Source organism: Pantoea sp. EKM20T, from assembly GCF_011800485.1.
Taxonomy (GTDB): Bacteria; Pseudomonadota; Gammaproteobacteria; order Enterobacterales; family Enterobacteriaceae; genus Pantoea; species Pantoea agglomerans.
On the sequence record NZ_JAALFW010000019.1, the window covers coordinates 26,883 to 53,463 of the forward strand.

27 protein-coding genes and 2 pseudogenes are annotated in these 26,581 nt (G+C 50.1%); 17 read left to right on the forward strand and 12 right to left on the reverse strand.

Annotation, left to right across the window (positions count from 1 at the left end; translation table 11 throughout):
• Positions 1–120: 120 nt before the first annotated feature.
• Positions 121–720 carry a hypothetical protein gene (locus HFD94_RS21545; protein ID WP_167433539.1) on the reverse strand — a complete coding sequence of 200 codons (600 nt, stop codon included), beginning with the start codon at positions 718–720 and terminating at the stop codon, positions 121–123.
• Positions 721–750: 30 nt separating this feature from the next.
• Positions 751–1,092, reverse strand: a complete 342-nt coding sequence (locus HFD94_RS21550; protein ID WP_010259779.1) for a hypothetical protein — start codon at positions 1,090–1,092, stop codon at positions 751–753.
• Positions 1,093–1,493: 401 nt separating this feature from the next.
• Between HFD94_RS21550 and HFD94_RS21555 the strand changes: the two genes are divergently transcribed.
• The 4 genes from HFD94_RS21555 to HFD94_RS21570 all read left to right on the forward strand — a co-directional run bounded on the left by HFD94_RS21555 (position 1,494) and on the right by HFD94_RS21570 (position 7,019).
• Positions 1,494–1,931 carry a DUF2628 domain-containing protein gene (locus HFD94_RS21555; protein ID WP_060678963.1) on the forward strand — a complete coding sequence of 146 codons (438 nt, stop codon included), beginning with the start codon at positions 1,494–1,496 and terminating at the stop codon, positions 1,929–1,931.
• A gap of 358 nt (positions 1,932–2,289) precedes the next feature.
• Positions 2,290–4,167, forward strand: coding sequence for a M48 family metallopeptidase (locus HFD94_RS21560; RefSeq protein WP_010670647.1), 1,878 nt, complete (start codon positions 2,290–2,292; stop codon positions 4,165–4,167).
• 135 nt (positions 4,168–4,302) lie between these two features.
• Complete coding sequence (locus tag HFD94_RS21565) at positions 4,303–5,271, forward strand: YiiG family protein (protein WP_122890078.1); 969 nt, start codon at positions 4,303–4,305, stop codon at positions 5,269–5,271.
• 230 nt (positions 5,272–5,501) lie between these two features.
• Positions 5,502–7,019 (forward strand): hypothetical protein, encoded by a 1,518-nt coding sequence (locus HFD94_RS21570; RefSeq protein ID WP_122890051.1) that lies wholly within the window; start codon positions 5,502–5,504, stop codon positions 7,017–7,019.
• A gap of 196 nt (positions 7,020–7,215) precedes the next feature.
• On the opposite strand, the gene HFD94_RS21575 is transcribed toward HFD94_RS21570, so the two are convergent.
• Entirely contained in the window at positions 7,216–8,106 is an 891-nt protein-coding gene (locus tag HFD94_RS21575) for a LysR family transcriptional regulator (protein ID WP_181955371.1), read from the reverse strand.
• Between the two features lie 129 nt (positions 8,107–8,235).
• On the opposite strand from HFD94_RS21575, the gene gstA reads away from it, so the two are divergent.
• Both gstA and HFD94_RS21585 read left to right on the forward strand, forming a co-directional pair.
• A complete protein-coding gene (gene gstA / locus HFD94_RS21580) occupies positions 8,236–8,841 on the forward strand; it encodes a glutathione transferase GstA (RefSeq protein WP_033773722.1) in 606 nt (201 codons plus the stop codon).
• Positions 8,842–9,009: 168 nt separating this feature from the next.
• Positions 9,010–9,753, forward strand: a complete 744-nt coding sequence (locus tag HFD94_RS21585) for an alpha/beta fold hydrolase (RefSeq protein ID WP_122890049.1) — start codon at positions 9,010–9,012, stop codon at positions 9,751–9,753.
• Here HFD94_RS21585 and HFD94_RS21590 read toward each other — a convergent pair.
• Positions 9,750–10,060, reverse strand: a pseudogene (locus HFD94_RS21590) (cupin). The gene HFD94_RS21585 and the pseudogene HFD94_RS21590 sit on opposite strands and share 4 nt — an antisense overlap.
• Before the next feature lie 310 nt (positions 10,061–10,370).
• On the opposite strand from HFD94_RS21590, the gene HFD94_RS21595 reads away from it, so the two are divergent.
• A complete protein-coding gene (locus HFD94_RS21595) occupies positions 10,371–11,051 on the forward strand; it encodes a hypothetical protein (RefSeq protein ID WP_122890048.1) in 681 nt (226 codons plus the stop codon).
• 328 nt (positions 11,052–11,379) lie between these two features.
• Positions 11,380–12,000 carry a protein phosphatase CheZ gene (locus tag HFD94_RS21600; RefSeq protein WP_122890047.1) on the forward strand — a complete coding sequence of 207 codons (621 nt, stop codon included), beginning with the start codon at positions 11,380–11,382 and terminating at the stop codon, positions 11,998–12,000.
• 152 nt (positions 12,001–12,152) lie between these two features.
• Here HFD94_RS21600 and HFD94_RS21605 read toward each other — a convergent pair whose 3' ends face one another.
• Together HFD94_RS21605 and HFD94_RS21610 are read right to left on the reverse strand one after the other, a co-directional pair.
• The gene (locus tag HFD94_RS21605; RefSeq protein WP_167433540.1) at positions 12,153–12,593 is read right to left on the reverse strand and encodes a GNAT family N-acetyltransferase; all 441 of its coding nucleotides are present in this window, start codon (positions 12,591–12,593) and stop codon (positions 12,153–12,155) included.
• A gap of 208 nt (positions 12,594–12,801) precedes the next feature.
• Positions 12,802–13,794 (reverse strand): threonine/serine dehydratase, encoded by a 993-nt coding sequence (locus HFD94_RS21610; RefSeq protein WP_181955372.1) that lies wholly within the window; start codon positions 13,792–13,794, stop codon positions 12,802–12,804.
• Positions 13,795–13,845: 51 nt separating this feature from the next.
• Here HFD94_RS21610 and HFD94_RS21615 point away from each other — a divergent pair, with 51 nt between their 5' ends.
• Positions 13,846–14,193, forward strand: a complete 348-nt coding sequence (locus tag HFD94_RS21615; protein ID WP_022624627.1) for a helix-turn-helix transcriptional regulator — start codon at positions 13,846–13,848, stop codon at positions 14,191–14,193.
• Between the two features lie 306 nt (positions 14,194–14,499).
• On the opposite strand, the gene HFD94_RS21620 is transcribed toward HFD94_RS21615, so the two are convergent.
• Positions 14,500–15,207, reverse strand: coding sequence for an SDR family NAD(P)-dependent oxidoreductase (locus tag HFD94_RS21620; RefSeq protein ID WP_243234814.1), 708 nt, complete (start codon positions 15,205–15,207; stop codon positions 14,500–14,502).
• A 382-nt stretch (positions 15,208–15,589) separates the two neighbouring features.
• Between HFD94_RS21620 and HFD94_RS21625 the strand changes: the two genes are divergently transcribed.
• Both HFD94_RS21625 and HFD94_RS21630 read left to right on the forward strand, forming a co-directional pair.
• On the forward strand, positions 15,590–15,799 hold the full coding sequence (locus HFD94_RS21625; protein ID WP_072171226.1) for a DUF6434 domain-containing protein: 210 nt from the start codon (positions 15,590–15,592) through the stop codon (positions 15,797–15,799).
• 144 nt (positions 15,800–15,943) lie between these two features.
• Complete coding sequence (locus tag HFD94_RS21630; protein ID WP_010259828.1) at positions 15,944–16,861, forward strand: arginase family protein; 918 nt, start codon at positions 15,944–15,946, stop codon at positions 16,859–16,861.
• Positions 16,862–16,993: 132 nt separating this feature from the next.
• On the opposite strand, the gene HFD94_RS21635 is transcribed toward HFD94_RS21630, so the two are convergent.
• Both HFD94_RS21635 and HFD94_RS21640 read right to left on the reverse strand, forming a co-directional pair.
• Positions 16,994–17,437 carry an NUDIX hydrolase gene (locus tag HFD94_RS21635; protein ID WP_031292560.1) on the reverse strand — a complete coding sequence of 148 codons (444 nt, stop codon included), beginning with the start codon at positions 17,435–17,437 and terminating at the stop codon, positions 16,994–16,996.
• Between the two features lie 892 nt (positions 17,438–18,329).
• Entirely contained in the window at positions 18,330–19,166 is an 837-nt protein-coding gene (locus HFD94_RS21640) for a MipA/OmpV family protein (RefSeq protein ID WP_010259842.1), read from the reverse strand.
• Between the two features lie 206 nt (positions 19,167–19,372).
• Between HFD94_RS21640 and HFD94_RS21645 the strand changes: the two genes are divergently transcribed.
• The 3 genes from HFD94_RS21645 to HFD94_RS21655 are packed head-to-tail and all read left to right on the forward strand — an operon-like array spanning position 19,373 to position 21,925.
• Positions 19,373–20,050 (forward strand): response regulator transcription factor, encoded by a 678-nt coding sequence (locus HFD94_RS21645; RefSeq protein WP_010259845.1) that lies wholly within the window; start codon positions 19,373–19,375, stop codon positions 20,048–20,050.
• Complete coding sequence (locus HFD94_RS21650; protein ID WP_029519286.1) at positions 20,050–21,438, forward strand: HAMP domain-containing sensor histidine kinase; 1,389 nt, start codon at positions 20,050–20,052, stop codon at positions 21,436–21,438. The genes HFD94_RS21645 and HFD94_RS21650 overlap by 1 nt, the downstream gene beginning before the upstream one ends.
• 49 nt (positions 21,439–21,487) lie before the next feature.
• Positions 21,488–21,925: a hypothetical protein gene (locus HFD94_RS21655; RefSeq protein WP_364109860.1), complete on the forward strand. Its 438-nt coding sequence runs from the start codon at positions 21,488–21,490 to the stop codon at positions 21,923–21,925.
• A 339-nt stretch (positions 21,926–22,264) separates the two neighbouring features.
• Here HFD94_RS21655 and HFD94_RS21660 read toward each other — a convergent pair whose 3' ends face one another.
• Both HFD94_RS21660 and HFD94_RS21665 read right to left on the reverse strand, forming a co-directional pair.
• Positions 22,265–22,717 carry a GNAT family N-acetyltransferase gene (locus tag HFD94_RS21660; RefSeq protein ID WP_033760123.1) on the reverse strand — a complete coding sequence of 151 codons (453 nt, stop codon included), beginning with the start codon at positions 22,715–22,717 and terminating at the stop codon, positions 22,265–22,267.
• A 173-nt stretch (positions 22,718–22,890) separates the two neighbouring features.
• The gene (locus tag HFD94_RS21665) at positions 22,891–23,817 is read right to left on the reverse strand and encodes a hypothetical protein (protein ID WP_122890153.1); all 927 of its coding nucleotides are present in this window, start codon (positions 23,815–23,817) and stop codon (positions 22,891–22,893) included.
• A gap of 253 nt (positions 23,818–24,070) precedes the next feature.
• Here HFD94_RS21665 and HFD94_RS21670 point away from each other — a divergent pair, with 253 nt between their 5' ends.
• The 3 genes and pseudogenes from HFD94_RS21670 to HFD94_RS21680 all read left to right on the forward strand — a co-directional run bounded on the left by HFD94_RS21670 (position 24,071) and on the right by HFD94_RS21680 (position 26,276).
• Complete coding sequence (locus HFD94_RS21670) at positions 24,071–24,439, forward strand: DUF4440 domain-containing protein (RefSeq protein ID WP_033768683.1); 369 nt, start codon at positions 24,071–24,073, stop codon at positions 24,437–24,439.
• A gap of 31 nt (positions 24,440–24,470) precedes the next feature.
• Positions 24,471–24,974 (forward strand): GrpB family protein, encoded by a 504-nt coding sequence (locus HFD94_RS21675; protein WP_033760036.1) that lies wholly within the window; start codon positions 24,471–24,473, stop codon positions 24,972–24,974.
• Positions 24,975–25,116: 142 nt separating this feature from the next.
• Positions 25,117–26,276 (forward strand): annotated as a pseudogene (locus HFD94_RS21680) (IS30 family transposase).
• A gap of 41 nt (positions 26,277–26,317) precedes the next feature.
• Here HFD94_RS21680 and HFD94_RS21685 read toward each other — a convergent pair.
• The coding region (locus HFD94_RS21685; protein WP_167433541.1) for a LysE family transporter at positions 26,318–26,581 on the reverse strand (264 nt) is incomplete at its 5' end.

Here is a 26,581-nt window from a genome sequence, read left to right on the forward strand (position 1 = left end):
CGCGTCAGCCTGAGCATTGTTCAGACAAGGCATTGCAGGTGAGTTCTGAGTAAACTCATGAACCCCACCGGCAACCCCTTATCCGGGTCGATCAGCTAACCGGGCTTATCGACTGAGGCCTTACTTACCGAGGATATTGTTTACTGCTTTCAGGTGGCCAGCCTTGTCTTTGTGGTTTGAAATCACCTGAATAACGGTGAATTTCTTGTTGGCGACCGCCAGCAGCGTCGCCTGTTGCACATCGTTGCCACCCATTTTGTCGGTGGCTTCAATATGATAGACCGGCAAACCGTTGGTATTTTCAGTTTTCTCACTGATCACCGTATAAGAAGGTGAAGCCTGCTTCTGCTTGTCTTTGATAGACTTCCCGCCTTCAAGAAAATCAGCGTCACTGCCACCGCGCGCAATCAATGGAATCTCTTCTTCGCCAATAATCAATACGCGTTTTTCCTGCTTGTTCACATACATGGTGCCTGGTCCGCCGCCCGGCACAGGCTGCTTTTCATAGCCCTGCAGTTTGAACGTCTGTTTGCCATCCAGCAAAGAGATCGTCTGAGTCTGCGTGTTTGCAGCTGGTGCTGTCTCAGCGGCTGATGCCATCAGAGAAGTAGCCCCGATGGCAGTTGCCAGGCAGATCACACCCATAATGTTTAATGATTTTCTTAATTTCACCATGAACTCCTTCGTATTGATGATATTTCCATTTCGCTGATACAGCATCAGTATGGCCTGTATCAGTGATGTGAAGTGTTATCGGGTCAGGTCGTAAATACAGATCCCTGAGCCGAGCAGAAACAGAATAATCGGCCAGTAGAGAACGGGAATAAAAAAGAAGTTGTGGGTTTTTTCAGGGGCCATCATTGGCTGGCTTTTCGTTGCTTGTGCAAGGGAGTCCAGCCATTTTTCCTGCCGAAGCACCCAGACAAAGGCCGCACAAAAAAGGGCAGAAACGATCAGCGTAGCCCCTGTCGCCCATAGATGGGCGACAAAGAAACCGTCGTAGTAATAAATATCTAACAGCCATTTACACAAGAGGTAGGCGGCAGAAATTAATACTGCGACGAAAAAACCCACTCCGCTCCATGCGATCATCTTTATATCCTTCTAAGGTGTGAGGAACGAGGAATATTTTTTTTGAAAATTAACATATTTTTATCATTGTGGCGATATTTTCTTTGGTGCTAATATCAATTACATCCAGCCCAGGAGATGTCCGGCCTGTGCAATTTTCACATTACTGATTCTGATGGATTTATTTTCAAATATTGTTGTTTAACCTGAATCCGGCACCCGTGCAGCTAATAGCGCACCCAGGGTGTAGCATGGCTATTTGTACCGTACCGATATTATTTTCGTGCAAATTAACACGGCTACCCTGTTTTTAAAATTCGTATGCGCTGTTCTGGCGGTCGATGAGCACCATCCATGCGGCTGTCATCCGTCTGAAACAGTGTCGGTCTCTGTAGTTTTCTGCGCAGGATATTGAGGCAACCATGAATCAACCTATTGAAAATCATAATAAAGTAAACGCAACTAAAGAGTACAGTGCGAAATGGCAGACCCGCTTTGATTTTTTCGACCTTCATGGTGCTCCCAGTACACCAGGCTTCAGACAGGCATTGAAACAACTGCCTTTCAGGCAAAAATTAAAAGTGAACATGAATTTAATTGCCTTCCTTTTCGGCCCGATTTATCTGTTCGTACTCGGCCTGTGGAAGAAGAACATCATGCTGATTTTAATTATGGTAGTTGTTTATACTATTTTGATCATCGCCTTAGCGATAGCGGGCATGGAATTTCCACGGTATCTTCAGGTTGGCCTGGGCTATGGCTTTAATGCCCTGTACGGCATGAGCACCAATTACAGTTATTACCTGAAAGAGAAAAAAGGCGATAAAGGCTGGAATCCCTTCAAAGGGATGCGCTGGTAATTTTTTCGCACCGCTCTGATGGTAAAATATAGGATTATGGTGTATCGGATGCAGACAGATGGCGGGGATTAGCCCTCGGTCAGGAGATCGGACAGAATAAGTGATGAGCACTAACTCAAATTAGTGCTGTCGTGGCAGAACCACCGGAAGCCGCCAGAAAAATAACCTGACGGAAAAGGAAAAAATCGCCCAAAATATCCGGCTATACCTTTTCAAAACGGCTTCAGACTGGCTTATAATCGCTCTGCAATAATTATAATATCGTGAAGCTCGCATAAATGTTTCCGCACCGTTTAACCGGGGCCAGGATATTCTTTTCGGAATTTCCTGATAGCAGCAGCTTCTCCCTTTCATAGACATGCAGGATGTTATTATTTTGAATACATTAACGGAATTGAAAAAGGGTTATCTAAAGGTATTTTTCTGGCTGCTGTTCACACTGTTTCTCGTCCCTGTCATTACCCTGTTTTTTGCTGAATATGGCAACAAACAACTTGATCAGCAATACACGCAGTTCTTCATGGACGATGCGCGGGAACAACATCAGGATACGGACAAACTACAGGCGTTTCTGCAGCAGAACCCGCCTTCCAGTGTCTGCGGTCCGGTAGATGAAAATCTGCAGGATTACAAAAACGCCGTCTGCGAACCGCACTCCGAACTGTGGCAGTTCTACATGATGGATAAAGTGGCATTCTGGACGCTGATCGGCAGCGGCGCTGTCCTGCTGATGGTGCTGTTGTTCAGTGCGCTGGCCTTTAAAAGCCGCCAGGGACAGGTTATCAGTCTGGCGCTGGCCCGCAAGTTCCTGATGCTGGCCTGTTCGCTGGAAGTCATGGTGCAGGGCGGCATGCTGGTATGGCTCTCATTCTGGGGCACCGCCTTCTTCACGCAAACCTACTATCCCAAACTGGTGATGGCAGTAGGACTGCTGGTGCTGGCCGGTATGTATTACATGATTAAAGGCATCTTCAAAAAACTCCCACCGGAAGAGAGTATTGAAGGCGAAGTCGTGACCCGCGAAGCGGCACCGGCACTCTGGTCACAGATTGATATGCTCGCCGCCAGAGTGGGCACCACGCCACCCGATCATATTGTTGCGGGTATCGACACCAACTTCTACGTGACCGAAGCTCCGCTGAACGTGAATGGGAATCCGCTCACCGGCCGTAAGCTCTATGTCAGTATTCCGCTCCTGCGTCAGCTCACCGTTGCGCAGGCTGATGGCGTGATGGTCCATGAGCTGACCCACCTGCATGAAGGCGACACCGCCTCCGGCGCATTACTGGGACCGAAACTGCATCGGTTTGATCTCTATATGCAGCTGATGGGTCAGAATGTGGCCACGCTGATCGTCTTCTATCCGCTCTATCTTTATCGCATGCTTTTTGAACTGGCGTGGCAGCGTAACAGCCGTGAACGTGAGTTTGTCGCGGATCGCAATGCATCAACGCTGGTCTCCCCGGCCGCGATTATCGAATCACTGATCAAAGTATCTGCGTATGCCAGCTACCGGAATGAAGTTGAACGAAACTTCTTTAATAATCAGACGCTGCACGAAAATGAACTGGGGATCAGTAAAGCTATTGCTGCCGGTCTGCCAGAACATGTCGCCTCTCCGGACTTTATCAGCGTCATCCGTGAGCAGAATGTGCCGCACCCGTTTGATTCACACCCGCCGCTGGCGGAAAGGATGCGCAACGTAGGGTATGAGATTAACGAAGCTGACTATGCAGCGATCGCCGCCGATTTCCCGGCCCAGAGCTGGGTCGATCTGATGCCGGTTGCCAACGAGATTGAACAGCAGTTGTGGCAGAAATATGAGCGCGACTTCTCTTCTGTGCATGAAGAGAGCCTGGCCTGGCGCTATCAGCCTGACGGTGAAATGGAAACCGCGCTGGTGCTGAAGCATTTCCCCAATGTTCCTTATACCCTGAAAGATGGCTCGCAGATCGTCATCACCTGGCAGGGCATCGTGTCGCCGAAAACCGGCGAAGTGCTGGAGTGGGATAACGTTAAAAACATCAACGTCATTCGTAGCTTCGGCCGGGATAAGCTCTACGTGCAACATGTGCAGCCAAACTCGCAGGGAAAAAAACGCAGTGAGATCCCTCTGCCGGGCCTGAAAAAGGAGATTGAAGCCTTTAAAAACACCCTCGGCTATTACTGGCATCGTCATCAGACAGTCAGGGCGTTGCTGAAAGAAGAAACGGCGGCAGCGACGCAAAGCGCATAACCCGTTTGTCATCGGCTCCCTCCTCGCAGCTGAAAAGGGAGCCAATGCGAACATTAATTTTCAATCTCTATTTCTGACCACATAAATAAAGGAACGATTGTGTTTAAAAGAGCAAGCAGGGCCATGATACCCGGGATGCTGTTGACTGCCCTTGTGCTGCCGTTGGCAGCATGTGACAACAGTGACAAAGCGGATGCAAAACCCGCCCCTCAGAGTCAACCCCAGGCTGTTGCGGAGGATAGCGCTGCGCAACTCACCACAAAATTAAACGCCTATGTGGGTTGCTTTAACACTACGGATGGATCGGTTCGCGATAGTGCCCTGCGCTATGTGAGCTGGATGGCGAATGCTGAAAAGGGGCCAACCGGCAAAGAGCGCAGCGTCAACGTACTGGGCGAGGTCACGCCTTATGAACTGGAGAGCTGCACTAAAGCCATCAACCAGGCATCGAAGGCTAAACCGACGTTACCGGCGCTGGATGCTGCAGCAACACAGTATCTGGCGGATTTAACGACATTGCAGCCACTGGTTTCGCAGGCTCATCTTTACTACAGTCAGGAAGATTATAAGGATGATGGCTTCGCGAAAGGCAAGCAAATGCATCCGCCGCTCATGAAGGCGTTTAACAGCTTTATGAAATCCAGCGACCAGTTCGGTGCTGAAGTTGAAAAAGAGAACAATGAGGTTGTTGCTGCGCAACTCGTTGAAATTGAAAAGTCTGAGGGCCGTCATAGTCGCTACTACCGCCTGGCATTAGTCACACAGGCCAAACCGCTGGCGACCCTGTTTACCTCTTCCGCTCCCGACGTGACAGAGATGACAAAAGCGATTGATGCTTACAGTACGCTGCTGAGTGAGGCAGAAAAGGCAACGGCCAGCGAAGCGGGCAAGCCATTAACCTGGTCCATCTTCCAGGATAATGCCGGAACCTTCCTGAAAGACTGCAAGGATCGCATGCGTCGGATTCGCGATAAAACACCTTACAGCACGGGTGAGCAGAGTCTGCTGAAAGGAAGCGGCAATTCAGGCTGGATGGTATCGGGTTCACCGATGCGTGTTTTAAAATCCTATAACGAACTGGTTGAGGCCGGTAACCGCCTGTAAGCTGAATACCTGCCCCGCATGCCTCCGGGCAGGCTTCGTCAGTCGGGCTGCTGCGTGCAACCCGACTGACGCTGTCACCTGCCGCGAAAAAAAAATAAAAATGTTCACGCGCCAGCATTTCGTTAAAACGTTATGCCAGGCTAGTGTGCTGGATGGATCTGAGATCCGTGGCAAAGCGCACCCCTGAGCAGGATGCGCGCTATATCAGATTTTGACTGAGAGGAGTGAGAGTGCAAGCAAAGGTCGGCGATATCTACAGCGTGTATTCCCCGCAGTTGCAGCAGTACGTCGCCTGTCAGGTGACACACCTCCAGCAGCCTGCTAATGCCAGAGGCAAAGTCCTTGCAGCCATACTCCAGCTCGACTGGGCAGGTGATCATTTGCCTGACAGGGCGGAAGCCAGCCGTATGCAGCCTTTGCGCTGTAGCTACTATTTTGTCAAAGACAGCTTCGATCACGGTTATGTCTCTGCCAATGTCCCACCGGGACATGTATTAATTGCCAACCTGCCGCCGCTGGCAGATCAGGAAGTAAACGCCTACAAGTTCGGCTGGGACGTGGGAGACAGTCTTGTTCGACAGCGAAACTGGGAGAAGATCGACCCGGCCAGCCGTGCGCGGTTCAAGGCTGCTTCAGGCGCGCCCAACGTGGTTGTCGGCGGCCAGACACTTCGCCAGGACACCACCCGTATCAATGACCACCTCCTGCAAACCCTGACCGATCTCTCTGAACTGGATCGCCTGCCCTGCCTGATGACCATCGAAACCCGCCATGGCACCCCGGAACTGATGGCCTATATACAGCAGCATGACTTCATTAATGAGCTGCACTGGCAATCCGCTGTCGTCAGCGAAATCGATGTCGGGGCGACTCGTTTGTCGCGTTTTATTCTGCACCCTGAAGGCGTCAGCTGCGTGCGTCTGAATCCTGATCTCTCCCTGCTGTCACTCACCGCAACGCCTTCTTCAGGCTTTCAGGTAGAGGCTGATCAGGAGGGACGCAATCTGTGCCTGCAATGTTCGCAGACTTTGCCTGTGCTGCAGGGTATTGACCGGCTCAGGGCATTGTCATTGACAGGCGTTAAAGAGATTGACCTGGCACCAGTCGTTGAGCGCTTTACCTGTTTGACTGAGCTGCGCATCTGGGGAAATCCCGGCGTAGCCAGCAATATGCATCGTATTGCCGCACTGCCACAGTTGCAGATGCTGACTTTCTTCGACCTGTTTGGCTTCAGCGCGGCTGACTTTCCCTCACCAGAAGCGTTGCCCAATCTCTCATGCCTGTGGATGACCAGCGTCCCGCTTGACGTGGTCAGCTCTGTCAGAGCCGCTTATAAAAAGGCGACAACTCAGGGGTTGGATCTCTCGCTGAGTAAAGCACGCAAGCCGGAATGGCTGGCTGAGAATCTGCACAATCCGTTCCGGGACTGGGATGGACGCGAACATATTTCGGCCACTTATGCCAAAAAAGCAGCGCTGGCTTACAAAAACCTGCGGGCTGCCACGATCAACATCGATAGCAGCATGGATGTGGCGAGCCTGTTAACCGCCGCCGTAACCGCCTACACCGAAGCCTTTAATCTCATCGACCGGCGTTCAAAGGCGATTGAGACGGTCGAGCGTGAGGAGATCTACAGTGTGCTGTGCGATGTTCTGAACCCGCTGGAGCAGAAACTGGGCGAGCAAGGCGCCACGCTTGTGGATCAGCCGCGGTTGTATCAGCTGTTCGACCAGTTACGCGAATTCTGAGCCATCCCGATGATTCAGGCGTGTTCCGCCACGCCATAAAACCGTTATTCGCCCCGATCACCCTATGCGGCAAAGCGTTAAGACGCGAGTTGAGAAAGGATCGCGGTCGGGAGAGTCTGCAGACCTCTCTTTCCCAGCCAGCCATTCTGCTGTTTATGATCGGGTAACGGCAGATAAAGTCAGCGGTGCAGTGGGATTATCCGGAGATATTACCCTGTCCTTTACGTAGCCCGTTCAGGAGTGCCTGCGTCACGCCAGAAGCTTTTCCGGAAGGCGAACAGACCAGCCCGAATTCACGGTGCAGAGGCGGGATGACCGGCATCACTGACAGGCCGCGACGTTCCGCTGGCAGGGCTGATTCCGGCACCAGCGCGACACCCATACCTTCACGCACCAGCATGCAGGCGCTGATCCAGTCGCGGACCTTTACGCGCACGTCAGAGAGGTGGAATCCTGACTGTTCCATCAGGCTTTTGCCATTAACGACGCATCCGCCTGTTGCAAGCACAAAGGGCTGGTCTGCCAGTTCCTGCAGGGTTATACCGTTCGCGCCTGACTGACCGATGTGCGGAGCGCTGGCTGGCATGACGGCGACCCATGCGTCCTGTCCCAGTATCACATCAGCACGTCCGGGTGTGGGGTTCATTACCACCCCCAGTTCAACGGTGTCCGCTGCAAGCCACTCCTCAACTTCTTCATCCGTCCCTTCCAGCACCAACACCTCCATGCCCGGATGCAGACGCCTGAAGTTACGCAACAGCCCAGGCAGGAGTGTGGACGTCACAGAGGGAAAGCTGGCAAGCCGAATTCGTCCGCCCTTTAAACCCCGGCTCTCATCAGCCAGCACGCGGATCGCGCTGAGCTGCGACAGCATAATTCTGGCATGTTCAATGACCTGTTCTCCCAGCGCGGTAACACCGATGTGCCGGCGCTCACGCACGAATACCGCGAACCCGAGTGACGATTCTAACTGGGCGATAGCCTGACTGGCACCGGACTGTGTCATGCCTGTCGTTTCAGCAGCACGCGAAATATTACTGGCATCGGCCACCGCCACCAGCAAGCGCCAGTGCAGAAGATTCATCATGGTTATCAGTAGCCCAGCTAATAGTTAATTATTGGAGCATTAATTTTACAGAATCCTCTGCGTTAAGCACAGTCTGTTCCGTAACGACAAAGAGAATCTCACATCGCTTTCAATGTTAACGGAGAAGACATGAAACTTTATTACGCCCCGGATACCTGTTCGCTGTCACCCCATATCGTGCTGCGTGAACTCGCACTGGAGTTTGAGCTGGTTAAAGTGGATAACAGGAGCAAGCTCACCTCTGACGGACGCGACTTTCGCCTTATCAACCCCAAGGGCTATGTTGCTGCACTGGAACTGGACGACGGGCAGATACTGACTGAAGGGCCGGCGATTGTGCAGTACCTCGCCGACCTGAGGCCGGAAAGCGGGCTGGCACCGCCAGCAGGCAGCTGGGCGCGTGTTCGACTGCAGGAGTGGCTGAACTTCATTACCAGTGAAATCCACGCGGGTTCCGCTCTGTTGTTTAACCAGGCACTGCCCGACGCTGTCCTGTCACTGTTTCGTGAAAAGCTCTTCCGGCGGTTCGACTTTCTGCAGGATACGCTCGCCGAAAAAGCGTTTCTGATGGGGCCGTCATTCAGCATTGCTGACGCCTACCTTTTCACCGTACTGGGCTGGTGTAAGTTCTTCAGCATTGAACTGGATCGCTGGCCTGCGCTGGTGGCATACAGAGCAAATATCAGTGTGCGCCCTGCTGTGCAGGCGGCATTATGGGCAGAGGCGACGCAATAAGCGCGGACAGATTGGTGGCCTGAGGCCAGAGTATGAATAACCGATCCTTGATCTGCTGCTGGCGCCTTGCGTAACGGTAGTCTGGAGCCAGAAGCGGACTGAAATTTATCGTTTCACCGGGAACGGGTTAGTATCTCCAGACTGACCTTTTAGCGGGGAGTCGGCTTTATGATTAACAACACCAGGGCGGAAACCTCTGTCATCAGGCATGCCGACAGGAATTTTGACGTCACGTTATTGAAGGTGAATGAGGCCAGCCAGTGCATCCTTTTTGCAGCAGGTGCTGGCGGAAGTCCATTGCGTCATCTTGAGCTTCTGCAGACCTTTAGCCGCAATGGTATTTCAGTGGTAGCGCCCCATTTCGAACGGTTAACCTCTTCCACGCCCTCAAAGGCTGACTTACTGCAACGCAGCCAAAGGCTTGTCCTCGCCCGCGATGCGTTTTGTCACCATTATGCCTCGATTACCGGCATCGGACACTCACTCGGCACCGTGATTCTGTTGATGCACGCCGGGGCGAAGGCCTGGACTCGCACCGGAGAGAAGGTGACATATGCAGGCATACAGGATTTGAATCAACTGGTGCTGTTAGCGCCACCTGCGGATTTTTTCAGAGCACCCTCGGCCCTTGCCTCCGTGAAAGTACCTGTCAGGATCTGGACTGGCGAGAAAGACACCCTGACACCGCCATCGCAAGCGCTGTTCATCAAAGAAGAATTAGATAATCGAACTGAGACAGAACTTTGCGTGGTTAAAGATGCCGGGCATTTTACCTTCATGAACATCCTGCCGCCGCATATCACTGACACCCACCCATCACGCGACGCCTTTCTTCTCAATCTGGGAGAAGAGATCGCCCGTTTTGTCACTGGCTGGATGGCTCAGCCAGATAATGAATCACAACTTAATTAAACCGATCCCTCTTTTTCAATCACCAGCACGCGGGCGACGCCCTGTGGACGCGCAATATGCTCTGTCCCTTCACTGGCATAAAAATATCACCAGCGTTGAGTACACGGCTTTTAACTTCGCCCTGCTCCTTATATTGCATTTCAACACACCCATCCATGACAGCAAAAACCTCCTGACCATCGTTGATGTGCCACTTATAAGGCTGATCGGTCCAGTGAAGTTTCACGCTGACATTATCGAAGCTGGCAATATGTTGTGAGTCCCAGGCCTTCGAACCGGTAAATTCCTTACTGCAATAAAAATTCATTTTAGCTCTCTCAACAGAAGTGATTTAACGCCATCGACATCATCAATATCAGAGAGAGTTGATCGATTCTATACGTCAGGCATCTGTTGTCCTGATCTGTCCTCTGGTTGTCCGTTTAGGGGCAGAGCGGGAAGGTCGCAATGCTTTTCAGGCAAACCCGGCACCGCACATGTCCGCTTTATGCCAGAGCAGGCGTTGAGCGTATGGTAATGTGTTCACGATTAGCCACAGGGATACTTCTGAACAGTTATGGGCTGAAATCGCATGGATGACGAATCGCCTCTGTTCATACCAGTGCAAAAGGTCTGTAATGAAATCGATAAATCTGGAAAGCTTGTATCGCTCTGCCAACGAGAACACCCTCTCCATCTGGTCGGAAAATGCAGGAATTGGGGCTGTTAAAGAGGGGAATTACTACGATCCTGTAAGGCTGGCTCTTGCAGCGGGCATTCAGCCGCCGGTGACCTTTGATGTCTCACGTCTTATTTGTGAATTACAGCAGCTCACAAAGGATGATCCCCTTGCCGATATTCTGCCCACACAGGGTTTCCATTTTACCTTCCTGCCCCTGACTCTGCCGCTCTATAACGAAAACGAGCCATTGCCCGAAAAAATCGATGAATTGACGAATATCTGGAGCGGATTTGATGGGATAAAAATTGTTATCAGAGATCTGCGGTTAGTTGCATTGCCCAGTCAGTTATTGCTTGCGGGGATCCCTGATAGTTCGGGAGCCATGCGCCACTCATTCTGCGAAAAAGTTCTGGATTCGCACTGGAAAAATGAGTTGCTGATGCGTCATACCGGCAGCCCATTACCGGCACCCTTCTGGCACAGCACGATTCTGCGCTACGGCGCTGATTTTTTACCTGCACCCGTGCGTGAGTTTATTTTTGAACGTCAGACCATTAATTTTGGGGATGTAGATGGAGAATTAAAACTGGCGAGGGTTAACTACAACTGGACAAAATGTTATTCGTTGGCGGATTAATTAAGACGAAGAAATTACATGATAAATAAGATACTGCCTGCCCTCGCGTAAACGTTTCAGAAGTGGGTAATACGCCCCTTTTTTCGCTCATAACAGTCATTAACCCGCACACATTCCGCTCTATACCTGACTCCCCCCTCCGGCTGAAAAAACAGGGCCTGCGCGCGACACTTTCTGCCTTTTACAACCCTGATGTCGTTAGCTCTATGGTGTCTCATTCACATCATGTCACTTTTTACACGAGTAAAAACCTCAGGAAATTTAAAAAACCGCCGCGAGCTGCCGATAACCTCAGGTATCGAAACTCTGTACGCAGGAAACAACATCCATGTCACCATCCGACATCCATAGTAAGCATCAGGAAATTGGCGAAATTACGGCGCGTGCTGGCTTCATCCTGCGGCAGCTTCGCGACAGTCTGCAACAGCTGGGGCTTGATAAAACCATCGCCGATGTGGCGGGAAGCATCCCTAACGCCCGTGAAAGGCTGGGTTATGTCGTCACAATGACCCGCGAAGCAGCAGAGGGCGTAATCAACAGCGTGGAAATCACGCAGCCTCTGCAAACCGATCTGGGCGAAAAAGCGGAGAAACTCTCGCAACGCTGGGATGCCACTTCCGGTACGCTGTCAGACAAAGAACAGACCCAGGCATTAGCGGCAGATACCGTTGCCTTGCTGAATGATGTCCCCCGCGTCACGGGTCTGACGCAACAGCAGTTGCACGCGATTATGATGTCACAGGGCTTCCAGGACCTCACAGGACAGATTGTGCAGGCTATGATGGCCGTGCTGAATCAGGCTGAGCAGCAGCTGATACAGGTCATCCGCGATAATACCGGCTCACACAGCACCGCCGAGCGCACTGCGCCGTCTAAACCTTCCTCCGCACCAGAGACTCCTGCCAGTCAGGATGATGTGGACGACCTGCTGGCCAGTCTGGGAATGTAAGCCGACGTAATAAAATCGCTCTGAGAACGGACGATTAATGATTAAAGCGTTTTCGCCAGGCCACCCAATCGGTCTTGCTGACAGCAAAGATGTTATTTTGGCTAAACGTCCGCCTTATGCCATTGGCAGACGTTTATGAAAATGGCAGTGGATTACACGCTGCGATATTTCTCCAGTTTGATATCGGTATCGTTAATCTCTTTTTTATTGCCCCAGCCGAGCTGCATGTAAAATTTCGCCGCGCGATTATTTTTATCGGTTTCCAGCCAGGCAATCTCATGATGTTTGAATAATTCCTGCTCGGCGAGAAAAACCAGCCTGCGACCTATCCCCTGGCCTTCATATTCCGGGAGAACAAAGGCCGCAAAAAGACAGCCTTCATCCGGTAAAATCATTGAAAAGCCGACTATTTTTTCGCTTTCAGCCGCAACCCAGGCGCATAAATTCTTTTCAATCATATCCGCCACGACACTTTCGGTGATCCCCAGCTGACGCATTTCTTCACGACTCAAATAATTCTCGAGCACTGAGGTTCTGACTTCGAAAATACTATCAACATCAGAAGCCCGGGCTGTTCTTATATTTATATTCATTAGTCTTACTCCTTGTATGACAAAAATATTTCTTGATGATGATGCCTGACATTCCCTTAAACGAACCATAGAATCTTGAGCAAAAAGGCTGTTAAACGGCAGGCCGTCAAAGGCGGCACTACCTCAAAGCCTGCGCAATGAATGAAGCCGTTATGATAAGAACGTTGTGCAATATGAGCTCAGCCGACCTTAACTCCGCTCTGTTTCTTCATAGTGACGCCTCATTAACTAATTTGAGATAGCGGGAACCCGATATGTTTCTACCGCTCACCACACAGACAACTTTACGCCCGCTCAGTTCTTTTGCATAACGGATGGCTGCCGCAACTGCGGGTACGCCTGAAGGCTCTACAACATGGCTGTGCAGATTAAGCATTAACAGCATCGCTGCTTTAATTTCGGCTTCTGAAACCAGAAGAACACGATCGACACGATCGCGTATAAGTGGCCAGGTCATCGCTTCAGGCTCTATATAGCCACTTATGCCTTCGGCGATTGACGACGATATTTCCACAGGGATCGCCTCACCAGCTTCTTTCCAGCGCTCAAACGTCGGGCTTGCTTCACTCTGCACTGCCCACACTTCGGCTGCAGGGTTTATGCCCTTGATGGCTGTTGCGATACCGGAGGCCAGCCCGCCGCCGCCAATGTTCACGAGAATAACGTCAGCGTCTGGCCAGTCTTCCATGATTTCCAGACCGACGGTGCCGCCTCCGGCAATCATCTGCTGATTATTGTAGGCTGAGACGAACGTAGCGCCGGACTGTTGCGCTGCGACAATGGCTTCCTGCCTTGCATCTTCAATGTTGTCAAAAAACGTAACCTGCGCACCATAACTTTTCATTGCAGAAACCTTAATCGGGTCTGCTGAAAACGGTAAGAATATGGATACGGGTATGCCTGCCGCATGTCCCGCACAGGCAAGCCCTAAACCATGATTCCCTGCCGTCGGGGCGATGACGCCGGCACGTCGCTGGTCTGCATTAAGACTGGCAAGAACGTTTGCAGCACCTCTCAGCTTAAAGCTACCCGTATGCTGAAGATTTTCCATCTTAAGCCTGACCTCCGTCCCGACAAGAGCAGACAGCGAGTGGGAAGGCTCCAGTGGAGTTTTGCATACTGTTGATTTAATTCGCCCGGAAGCGGCATAAATATCTTTCAGCGTGACACTGTCTGTTAGCCTTTGTCTGTGGTTTGTCATAGTATGCCCCTAAAGTTATATAAGAAAATGACTATATAGGCGATTGGCTATATGCACAACTCAAAGACATTAATGGCCGATATTTTTCGTGCCCTTGGTAATGAGCATCGGCTCGTGATTGTTGAATGGCTGTCCGATCCAGAGTCACATTTTCCGGTGCAGCAGGACGGCGATCTGGTTAAGGATGGTGTGTGTGTCGGATTTATCACCGAAAAAATTGGTCTGAGTCAGCCCACCGTGACAGGCCATCTGCAAATTCTTGCTAAAGCTGGGATTGTGACATCGAAACGTATCAAGAACTGGGTGTTCTATAAACTTGATCGTCAACGGATGGATGAAGCTACGGCAATGTTGTCTGGATATGGGAAGCAGGCGACTGATTCACCTGAACAGCCATAATTGGGCAGTATGTGTATTTACAGGGCAGTAAATCCAGTGTGTGTATCTCGCTCCTGGTGTGCCCGCCTTTCAGATAAATTTATTCGGTCATCGTTATCTGTTGTCATCTTCTGTAAAACTGCCGTTTAACTTCAGAAACTACCCCGGCTGATGACCAGCCTGTAGGTTTGGGTCCGCTTTCGTTCAAAGCGGACCTTATGACCTAACTTTCTGTACGATCCGTGCCTGAGGCGGCCATTAATTACATTCAGATGCGCTAAGAAACATTGAGCCGCTTATTTTCCTTCAGTATGATTCGGACATATTTTAGAACCGACTGCGCACGACACGCCAGGCGTTCTGCCCACACCCGTCAACCAACCTGCCCCATCCAGGCAGGTGAAACGCTTTTATTAGACGAGATTCACCAGGGTGCGCACTCTCCATCCAAAAAAATCCTGCGGTGATTGTCTGGGATGCTTCAGCAGCGAGCCAGACGATCCCCCTGGCCGCCTGGGATACAGTCCGGTAACCGGTATGTCCGTTAAAATCGGTGGCCGTATATCCCGGGTCAACTGCGTTTACGCTGATGCCATACTCAGACAGTGAATTGGCAAATGCCACCGTAACGCCATTTAATGCTGTTTTTGAACTGGTATAGCCCAGTGCCGCTACCTGAGAGTGGGGATGCGCTTTGTCAGATACCCATTCCAGCGATCCCAGCCCGCTGCTGACCATGATAATCCGGGGTTCCTCACCCAGTTTGAGCAGCGGCAGAAAAGCCTGCGTTACTCTGATGACGCCGAAAACGTTGGTGTTATACACCGTCATAATATCGCTGATGCTCTGCGACTCAGGCGCGATGGGCCAGGTTCCGGGAATACCCGCATTGTTGATCAGCACATCTAGTTTTCCATCTTCTGACTTTATCTGCCCGACGGCCGCATCAACACTTTTCTGGTCTGTCACGTCAATGATAGCCAGCCGCACTTTAATGCCTTCCGACAGCAACCGGCTGTCGCCGTCTTTGAACACTGGCTGCAGCCCTGCTTTACGACGGGTGAACTGCTGCCTGTGCTTCCGGAGTGGTGGCCCGAATTTGAAGGTCCCTGGCTCTACTTTCCCAGCCGCTTTATGTCAGCACCTCTGCGCGCTTTTGTAGATTTTCTGAAAGAGGTACAGTCAATGCCTGAACCGCTCGATTGACTGCAGTAGCAGGCCCGCCAGTCGATATTGAGCTCGGCTAACAAGCGCACCTCTGTTTTGACGGGTTGTGGCAGGTTAAAACGCACTGGAGGCATGGAGCCGCGTTTCAGACCGCTTTTTTCCCGGAGCAGACCTTGAGAAATTTCAGCTTCCCTGACTAAAGTGGAGTACTAATTTTTATTTAAAACCACTCATTACGGGAACTGGAAAGATGGAAACCAATTGGCATAGCTCCTCACTAACACGTTCGACCATCATTGATAAAAATTACAAAAACACACAAAACGTTCGCCGTTTTATGATCAAAGAGTGTGGAGAGAATTTCCGATTCAATCGTGAATTTATGATCTGGATAAGTAATGCTACCCCTAAAAATTTGGGTAATGTCGTGGATGAGTGGAAACGGCGATATAAACGTTAAAATATGGATGTCAGCCTCTCACTTATAGCGAACCTTGTGCGTTCTGGCACAGGTTAACACCTCGAATTTTATCTCGGCGACAAAACTGTTTCGTAAGAAAGCTTAGTTTATGTGGTACTCAACCCAGTTAAGATCAGGATTTTTTTGGAAAAAATAATTCTTGTCCCGTCTGGTCTTGGTCTCAACCCTCTTTATGAAGGGCACATACCGGGCACATTCCGTGCGCCAGCAGTTCTCATGCACCACGGACTCGATAAAATGTTTCCCTCTTGTAACTTTGTTACTGTTCCCTGCCCTGAATACAGTCCTGAATGTGAGCCAGGTACTGATATCCTGAACGGTCACAAGCTCAGACAACTTAATCTACGATTGGCTGATGAAGTAGAGGCGGCGCATCATCGCAACTTAAAGCCCGTTGTTATCGGAGGCGACTGCGCCATCCTGCCCGGAGCCTTGCTGGGCAGCAGGCGTCAGTTAGGGCAACTTGCACTTGTGCATATTGACGGCCACAGCGATTTCCGTCATCCCGGCAACTGGAAGCGAGAACCAGGAGCACGACCAGGCGCTGCGGCCGGAATGGATTTGGCACTCGTTACCGGTCGGGGAGAGCCATTACTGACTGCATGGCCCGGTATCGAAGGATCCCTGGTTCAGGATGACGCAGTGATTCAGCTGGGAGAGCGTGAGTCGCTCCTTGAAGATTATGAATGGCCTGACATTGTTGGCACTGATATCCGGCGTATAACTATTTTTGACGCGCTTAAGTTGCCTGATCATGATCTCATCAATGTGATATTCGAGCGGCTCAACCTTTTTCCTGAAATGCCCTACTGGATTCATCTTGATATGGATGTCCTGGACAGTTCTGAAATGTCTGCAGTTGATTGTCCCGGCAATCCCGGTTTGTCTTCTGAAACACTTGTAAATCTCTGTCGCGAACTTTTCAGAAATATGCGCTGCTGTGGCATCACAGTGACCATTTATGATCCTGATTTAGATCATGAAGGGACAGCAGCAAAGCTCATTTTGGACATGCTCAGAAGCATAACTAACAATACCTGACCCACTTACAATCAATGCGGTTACTACGTCCGCTTCTCGCTAATAACGGACCTAAGCCTGCAGTAAAAGTCCGCTGTGTGCCATAAGCGGACGTTCAGGGTATCATGTTGCAGTTAATGTTGAAGGTCCGGCTTACTCCCTTTCAAGTATGTTAATGATTAAATCGCGTGGAAAAATTGTCTCATTGGTGTGTATGAGCTCTTCAATTGTCCACCAATGATAATCGCGTATGACTTCCTGTTCATTGCTACTCCACCCTGAGCGGTCGAGCTCAACTGTATTTGCATCAATCATAAAGAAACGCTCTTCAGCAAGTACAGTCTCCCCACTGGGTAGCATCATTGTGAAGTTTTGGGACGCTATCTGTGGTCCTGTTAATGTCCTTATCAAACCCGTTTCTTCAAATAATTCGCGTATAGCGGCCTGCTCAAAAGATTCATTTTTTTCAAGCCCTCCACCCGGTGTTGCCCAGTATGTTTTTCCTCTCAGAGCTCCATCTTTATGACAGAACCTAAAGAGCAGGACGCGATTATCAGGCGAAACAATGATCAGTCGAGATGATGGTCGAATGCGCACGTACCCCCCTTAAAAAAGCTTAAATACTAATTCTTGATATTTATATAAACATAAATTGCAGCCTGAATCGGCCTATAGGTCTGTATTTTCTTACAGCTTTAATCTTACACAACGTCCGCTCCTCGCTCATAGCGGACGTTGGCCTGACGTCAGTCCGCTTTGTGCCATAAGCTGACATTACTGACATCAAGATGTACTCATATGCAGGGAGCAATCTACAGCCATATCATTTTCTGAGTGGGTATAGTTAAGCTTATGTCCGAGACTGTTCTCAAAAAGTAAGTAGTCGGCATTATCCTTGTGACCGTCTTTACTCCGAGTCTTAATCCATCACCGTGGCGGAGGCAGGCAACTCGCTCTATCGCATGCTCGCTTCATTGTAGGTACGACACTGGGCTTATTCTTATTAATACGGTACATCCCGCTTTTTTTACGTCGCCTGGTTGCCCGATAGATTCCCTCAATCGCGGTGCATGTTCACCAGCACCTGTCGGGACGTTCAGGCGCAGATGTGCCATCGGGGAATAGGGATTGCCGCCATGCTGCCAGGGACTCATGGCGACGCCATCGCCGGATTGCAGAGTATTCAAATGCCGCCGAGGGATGTCACTATTATCTCCGGCATATCGATCGCTGCGGTCCATACTGGATATCGCCGATGCATTGCTGGCGAATTCCGCAACACCAGCAAGGTAGGCATGTTCTTCGGCGCGCGCGCTTTTGCTGTTGCGCCAGCGGAGGTGAACAGATGTTATACATGTTCGGGGCTGAAGCTTTAGGTTTTGCAATCTGTTGCGTACTGCCCCGTTAGCTGAAAAGAGGGTGGATTAGAAAGCGTGTTTATTGGCAGAGAAGAGCCATAAGCTGGCGGGAAACACACATTGAATAACGATCAGAAGTGGTATGTCACCAGCAGGCTTCCTGTGGGTGATATTTCTCGTTGCACAATCGGGCTATTGCGCGCATCTCCCGTTAACTGCGTAACGCCTGCTGCGGCAATCACGCTCCAGTCCTCATTGAACTTGTGTGTCCAGTCAAGATTCATCGACCAGGCATAAATTCCCGATCCGGCATCATATCGGATAAACCTTGATGCAGCCGATTGAGATGCACTGACTCCGTAGTAAGTCTGCATGTATTTGTCCGTCCCCCAGCTGCCGGTCAGCGCCAGCGTTACTGTATTATTCGGTGAGGTATAGAGCGGGCTATTAATGCCAAAATGCAATGCCGTGCCATTGTTTTGCTCAGAAAATGGCACTTCAGCCTGCAATTGCAAATTAAGCCAGTCGGTCACCCCGTATCCCAAGCCAAATACACCGAGAGCCGAGCCTTTGACATCCCCCATACCTCGCAAATAGTCGCTGCCATCGCTTAGGGAGTCACTGTCCACGTCACGATCCTTACGGCCTGCGCGATAGCTCACCGCAGCGTTGTAATCGAATTTGCCGATGTTATTGCCATAACCGATGCCCCGCGTGGAGCTGACGAAGAAACCATTTTCCATGGTGTAATCAAGCACCAGGGAAGTCGTGACGCGGCTTTTGTCCGAACCAGAATAACGTGGCGTCACGTTCGCGCCGCCTCCCACCGTCAACGCGTTGCCCTGATTCTGTGCTGCCGCCAGTATCGGGGTGGTCAGTAACGCCAGGACTGCGCCCGACAACATTTTTTTCAGGCTGTACCCCGTGAGTGAAAGGGGGAACTTATGACGCAGTGTGTTATTTCTCATTAAAGAAGTCCTTATGCATTCAAATGATTACGATGCAAGCGGGTTGTAAACGCCAGAACGTTCATTTTGAATGCGCCCGCTAAAGTTCTCATGAGCCAAAAATGAAGAAAGGGTGAAGCAACCACAGATGCTGCAAAGCTGATAGATTTCCTGATACCGTTTTTTTCTTCAGACGTTCTTCATTCACTGCTGATACCGTAACCATTGTGAAAATACTCCTGATTGAAGACGACCTGGATCTCGGTAACGGCATACGTATTGCCCTTGCAGATCAAGGATTTGATGTTATATGGGTTCGCCGCAAAGAGGATGCGCTGCATCAGCTTGATGTCTGCGTGCCTGAACTTGTGTTGCTCGACCTCGGATTACCCGACGGCGATGGCATGAGTCTGATGGTGGGCCTGCGTCAGCAGCACAAGGGCATTCCCGTGATCATCCTGACGGCGCGAGGCACACTGCACGATCGCCTTTCCGGGCTGGACGCGGGTGCAGACGACTATCTCGTCAAACCGTTTGTTCTCGCCGAGTTGCTGGCGAGGGTGAGAGCGCTTGCGCGCCGCAGTTATGGTTTTCAGAACGAGGCGATAGAACTTCGGGGATTATCACTTTTTGTGCCCACACGACGCGTGACCGTGAATGCACGGCATATTGAGTTGACGGCAAGTGAATACGCGCTGCTTGAAACGTTGATGTTACGCACTGACCGCGTGCTTACTCGCAGTTTTCTGGAAGAAAGGATCTTCGGCGCAAAAGAAAATATGAGTAATGCGCTTGATGTGCATATGGGGAATTTGCGTCGCAAAATCGGCGAAGGCTATGTACGAACGGTGAGGGGCGTTGGGTATGTCATTGATACCGTACCCATTCAGAAGGGAGCAGGTTGATGCGAAATGTCTGGCGCCATCTGAGAACCCCAACGTTCGTGCGGCGAATTATGGTAGCGCAGATGCTATTGCTCACTCTGCTCTGGTGTCTTTTTCTGACTTACGTTTTGTGGGAGGACTTACGTAGTCCGGCGATATTAACGGGCAGCAAGACGTACGAAACCATTTTTACTGTGGTTAAGAGTATGGACGATCGCCCGCAGGAGCGAACGCATGTGCTGGCTGCATTAAGTAAGGCAGTACGGGAAAATTATGGCGGCGGTGAAGATCCAGCACTCTCAATCAGCCTTATCGTACGCGAGAATAAAGAGATAATTTATGCCTCTGATGGTGCGCCAGTCGGAGTGATAAACAGCCGTTATGGAAAAATTGAGCGCGTGGAGAGTGATGGTCGCGCCTGGAACAGCCGTACCTTAAAGTCCGGGAACGCCGACACAGAGGTCACGCTTATCACCCCTGCTGGAGGCTGGAATTTCTTTATCTATCTGAACTCGCGTGGCTACTACGTGATGCCGCTGCTGGTATGCATTCCTTTTCTTTTGTTCCCTGCCTGGCTGTCGATCCGCATTGCAATGCGCCCATGGAATAAAGTGGTAAATGAAGTGTCCTTACGCACGCCGGACGATCTCTCGCCCTTAAAAGCAGTGCCAAAGCACAGGGAGCTTCGCCAGATGGTTGACGCGGTTAATGGATTTCTTGCCAGGGTGCGGGAAAGCACTGAACGGGAACGCGTTTTCATTGCCGATGCCGCTCACGAGTTGCGTACCCCCCTGGCGGCGATGCGAATCAATGTTGAGGCGCTGGAATCTTATGTGAGCAGTGACAGCCAAAAAGAGTTGCTTGCGGGCATTGTTCGCAGCAACAGCCGTGCGGCTCGTCTGGTCAATCAGTTGCTGCTGCTGATGCACAGCGAAGCGCGCATTGACATGGTTATGGAGCCTTTGCCGCTGACAACGCTCATACAAGAACGTATGGCCGGGCTGGCACCGCTCGCGGCGGAACGCAGGATTGAACTTGAATTTTACGCCGAAGAGGAAATCTGGGTGACTGGCGTCAGGGAACGGTTAATGTCGCTTATCGATAACGTAGTCGAAAATGCCGTGAAGTATAGCCCCTGGGGCGGGAGGATTGAGGTGGAATTACGATCCTTAAATCAATCCACGCAGTTACGTGTTTCAGATGCAGGGCCTGGCATTCCCGTTGAATTGAGGGAGCGCGTGTTTGACAGATTTTTTCGTGATCCTAACCAGCTGCAAAGCGGGAGTGGGCTGGGGCTTGCCATCGTTAAAGCCGTTGCGCAGCAACACAACAGCAGCGTAAGCCTCAGTACGTCGGCAGAAGGTGGGCTGATGGTTTCGGTTGATTTCCCAAATCACAAGTCCGCCTGAAAGCAAGGACAACGTTGATCCGCCCCGGCGAATGGCCGTTACCTGAATGATGGAGTTAAACGTGAAATACGTTGTTCTTGCAAGCCTGTTAATTTCGCTCTCACTAAGCGGGTGCGCTATTACGGTCAGTGAACTAAAAAGCAGCCAATCCTCTTTTGACGGCAGTTTCGTGAGCAAGGCAGGCTCATCTGATACTTATCGAACCCTAAGGTACATGGCAAGACAGTGCCTCGAATATGAGGCATATTCAGGAAATCCGGTCATCGTACTGAGCGAATTTGATGGTGAACGCAAAGCAGGGGAGATTAATCAAAAGTTCCTTTCACAGGGATTGTTGATAAATAACACGCTAATTGAGATCGAAAGTCGGCATGGTGACAACGCACAGGTCTCCCTTTATACAACCAAGAACGTCTTGAGCACGGGAATCCGGTCACCAAAGATAATTGATATCAAGCGCTGGGCTGACGGCGATAAAACGTGCTAGCGCGACACCGCGAAGCATTCCAGTTATATGACTTGCGCCACATTGATTAACACCGCAATTCTAAGTAATACCTTCATCAGAGGTGAGAGCCACTTCAAACTTCCGCTATTCGCTCAAAGCTGCCAGTCAGTTCCTTTGATTTCCTGAAGATGTTTAAGCCGCCGTTCTGAATGCCTGGTCAGAAACGCAGTGTGTCCAGGGCGGTGCGGATTTAACTGTAATGGCTCTGATTTCCCTGAAATTGGTTCGGTTTGGTTAAGTCAGGGCTGTATCTCGGCAGGCGTTCCTGAAAAGTGGTTCAGTGGACAGAAAATGCGGTCTATCCATGACGTGACTATATCAACGCGCTGGGTCTCTGAGGCATAGATGGTGCGTGACTTTTTCTATGCCCGTCAAAGCAACAAAGCCAGCTCGTTCATAGAAAGTGAATGCCGATTGAGGAGCGTTTGTGTTGATAAAATCAAACCAGTGGCCAGAATCCTTAAGTATCTCACTGAGCAGGGCGCTGCCAACCTGCCTTTTCCTCCATCCTGAGTCTACGTAGAGATGTCGCAGACGTCCGATGCCATTTTTTAGCGTAAACGGGTCGATGTTGAGTCCACCAACGCCAACGATTACTCCATCTACTGAAGCCCCAATTAGTTTTTCTCCGGGTCTATCAAAGCGGTTCTGTCCGCTAAGCCAGTTATCTTCCAGTCGGCGTAACATGTTAAATCCTTCAGCCATGCTCTGCGATCTTAACTCAGCAAATCCTGGGCTGTCCGGGGTGACGCTTATGAGTTGGATATCCATGATTTTTCCAGTGATTTCAATCTGCATAGTCTGGACAGAATTATGATTGTGTGAAACGTCTGCTCTTTACTTAAAGCAGAACAAATTTTGATAATTTGATGCTGATCTTCCTCAAGAAAGGTGACCGGTTCACCTTTCTCTGTAGAAGACGTGAATAACCATATGATAATTATCTACGCTTCTATCCGCCGTTCCGTGAGTGCATGCCTTGCTGCGTTTGATGCCCATCCATCGGACTGGTCATGATTTTCAATCTCTGCCTCTGCTATCGGCGTTACACGGATCAGCGGAACTGAACCGAAAGGCAAACCTTCAATCTGACGAGCATCACGGCTGAGAATGATGCGGGACATAGGTTTATAGTCGTCGGTAAGAGAGCAAAACAGTATGGCTCTATATTTTTCAACATCGGCAGCGACCTGATAGCCGTCGGCAACGAGATCCCCCAAGCTAATTAACAAATGAGCCCAATCATCAATCTGCTGGCTGGTATTATCTGAAGCATCCAGCTCCATGAAAAGTTCGCATTTTACGCCGTTTTCCGGGTCTGAAATGCCGGCCCAGGGCGTCGAGAGACCATCGGTAGCCAGCGTTAATTTGGTGCTGCTTTTGGTACTGAGTACCCGGCGTTGGGGCCCGAACCACTTCGTCTGGTTGTGTACGTTTGCGTCATTTCGTTCAGCAATAAAGCTATCTGACACGTCGCCATACCTTTTCCAGAATGCTCGCCTTGCGACAGCGGCAGCCTCATACATCGGACTCAGAGGACCGCGCGGCACTATTGTCTCATCGAAAATTGTGTCAACCGTAACGCGCCCGCGCATGAACGGTATTTTAGACTTAGTCCAGCGAACAATAACCTTATTAAAGGACTGTATCTGTAATGCTTCGAGTTTATCTACAACGTTGCAGACCCTCTGAAAAACATGGTCACCAGCAGTAACGTGACTCCCATCAGCATACATGTAACCTCCATATTGCGAGGAAACACCAGCCTGTTCCGTAATAAAGAACCATTCACCGTTCACAGCGCCAATAGGTGCCTTGTCTAATGCCGGGCGTAAGTCCCTTGCCGCATCAGAGTTTGAATATGCAGTCATGCCTGTCCCTTATCTTCATTCCATATGTATCTTGCTTGTTTTACGCTTTTCCACACCTGAGCGTTGCTAAACTTACGGCCCGATAAGTTTAAAAATGATAAAGCGATTGTAGGGCGTTAGTCTAAAAAAGTTGAGAAGGCTCTTAGATAATTACCCCTTCAGTCAAGAAGGCAAAACCGCCAGAAGCGGAAGTAGCGCATGAACTGTTATGGTAAATTTGAACGTCCGGCTTAATCACTTGAGGATAAGCAGAATGCTTCTGGAGAAGCTCAGATTGCTTGAGTGCAGCCTTCACGGCGACAGGCGCAATGATCCGGAGTGGCTGGAACTGATTCTTCATCCTGAATTCCGTGAAATCACCCGGTCAGGTGTGACGGTCGACCGGTCAGAGACCATTGCGTCGCTGCTAAGTGAAAAGGCTGCACCTTATATTCTCAGCAGCGATTTCCGTCTTACGGAGATGGGCTGCGGTTACGCTCTGCTTCACTATCGGACGTTTTACGCTGATGGTAGCCATCATGCACTACGTTCCTCTTGCTGGATTTGTTCGGATGAGGGCCAGTGGACTCTGTTTTTTCACCAGGGAACGCCGGCTGCAGGCAATGCCGGGGTTCAGGGTTGAGTTGCACACTTAGGACAGAGAGAATGTGTTTATGCGGAAGATTATTGTTGTGCCATACGTTGATAGATGGCCTGAGATGTTTGAAGCTGAAAGTTTACTGATAAAAACATTGCTCGGTGGAATGGCTAAGGATGTCCATCATATTGGAAGCACGTCAGTTCCTGGTCTCTCAGCAAAGCCTGTAATTGATATGCTACTTGAAGTTTCCGACATCAATGAACTGGATAAGTACCATTCAGCAATGGCCCACGCCGGGTATGTTGCTCGCGGTGAGAACGGGATTGCGGGGCGCAGATATTTCATTAAAGGTGGTGATCAGCGTAGTCATCAAGTCCATGCGTTTGCAGTCGGAGATATGCAGGTATTGAGACATCTTGCTTTCCGTGATTATCTTCGAAGAAACAAAGACATTGCAGAAGAGTATGCTGAGATAAAACACGCAGCTGTATTAGTCAGCAGGAACGATGCTCATCGCTATAGCGCCCTCAAAGCGAAATTTATAGAGCGTCATCAACAACTAGCGCTAGCTGTCTGAGAACGATTGAGATTGAGTTCGTTGCCGGGAGGGTATGTTCAATAACGATGAATTCACTGAGTAGTCATCAGTCAACGTCTGCTGTTCGCTGTGAGTTCAACGGGTCGATGCAACGCTATCCTTAATCAAGGGGGGCGTTTCCATGAAACGAAGAACTCGGATTAACTACACGCCAGAGCAGAAGGCGATTATCTGGGACAGATATAAGCAAGGTGATTCCCTGCATGATATCGCCAGAATGTTCGACAGATATCATTCTTCTATTATGCCCACTATCCACCAGACTGGTGGATACCGCCCCCCTGTCCGAAAGCGGCATCCGTTAGCGCTTTCACTTGATGAAAGAGAGGAAATATCCAGAGCGCTGGTAGCAAAATCAGCATCAGGGCGATCGCAAACAAACTATCGAGAGCCCCCTCAACGATTAGCCGGGAGATAAAGAGGCACGGTGGTGCAAATCAATACCGTGCATCAAAAGCGGATACTGCTGCGTGGGAAAATGCTCTGAGACCAAAACCTTGCAAGCTAATTGAAAGACCCACACTGTGTAAAATCATCGCAGAGAAGATGCATCAGGACTGGTCGCCGGAACAAATCGCCGGTTAGCTGAAACGCTGTTATCCGGATAATCAGGAAATGCATGTGTCACACGAAACGATATATAAAACGCTTTTTATACAAACCCGGGGTGCATTAAAAAAAGAACTGCAGCAATGCCTCAGAAGCGGAAGAGTCGTGCGTAGATCCAGAACATCATCGCTTAAAGGGAAAGGATTAGGGTCAATCCGGGATACGATCTCTATCAGCGAAAGACCACCTGAAGCCGCTGACAGAGCCATACCCGGTCACTGGGAAGGTGACCTGATCCAGGGCTCTAAAAACTCCTATATCGTCACCCTCGTAGAACGTCATTCCCGTTTTGTTATGCTGGCCAGGATCAGGGACAACAAGACCATCACGGTTATATCTGCACTTATCAAACAAGCCCGGGAATTACCTGCTGAGCTTTATAAAACATTAACATGGGACCGGGGCGCTGAAATGACCAGCCACACCCGTTTTACTGTAGCCACAGATATCCAGGTTTACTTCTGCGATCCTCAATCCCCCTGGCAACGCGGCTCCAATGAAAATACAAACAGATTGCTTAGGCAGTATTTTCCAAAAGGAACTGACTTATCGGTTCACAGCCAGCAAAGACTAGACAGTGTTGCCAGGCAGCTCAACGAGAGGCCAAGAAAAACGCTAGACTATGAATCACCCGCAGAGCGTTTTAACCAATGTGTTGCATCTATCAGTTGAACTCACAGCCAGAAGCGGACATTTTTGCTAAAGGTGATGAGTTACTGGGTCAGGCTGTGCAGAGTAAAAGCAATGAGCAACACCCCGCCGGCAATGTTGACGTATTTTTTGAGCATTAATGGATTTGTTTTTTTTACTGAAAATATAAGTGTCTGACTGACAGCGAAAAGCCAAACGCTCATGACCACGACATGTACTGTTGCCAATGTCAGATAGTTGTAGACGCCTCCCTGTATCCCTGCGAACTGCGAAACGACTGTCAGATAAAAAATGATGGCTTTAGGATTCAAAATATTAGCTATCCA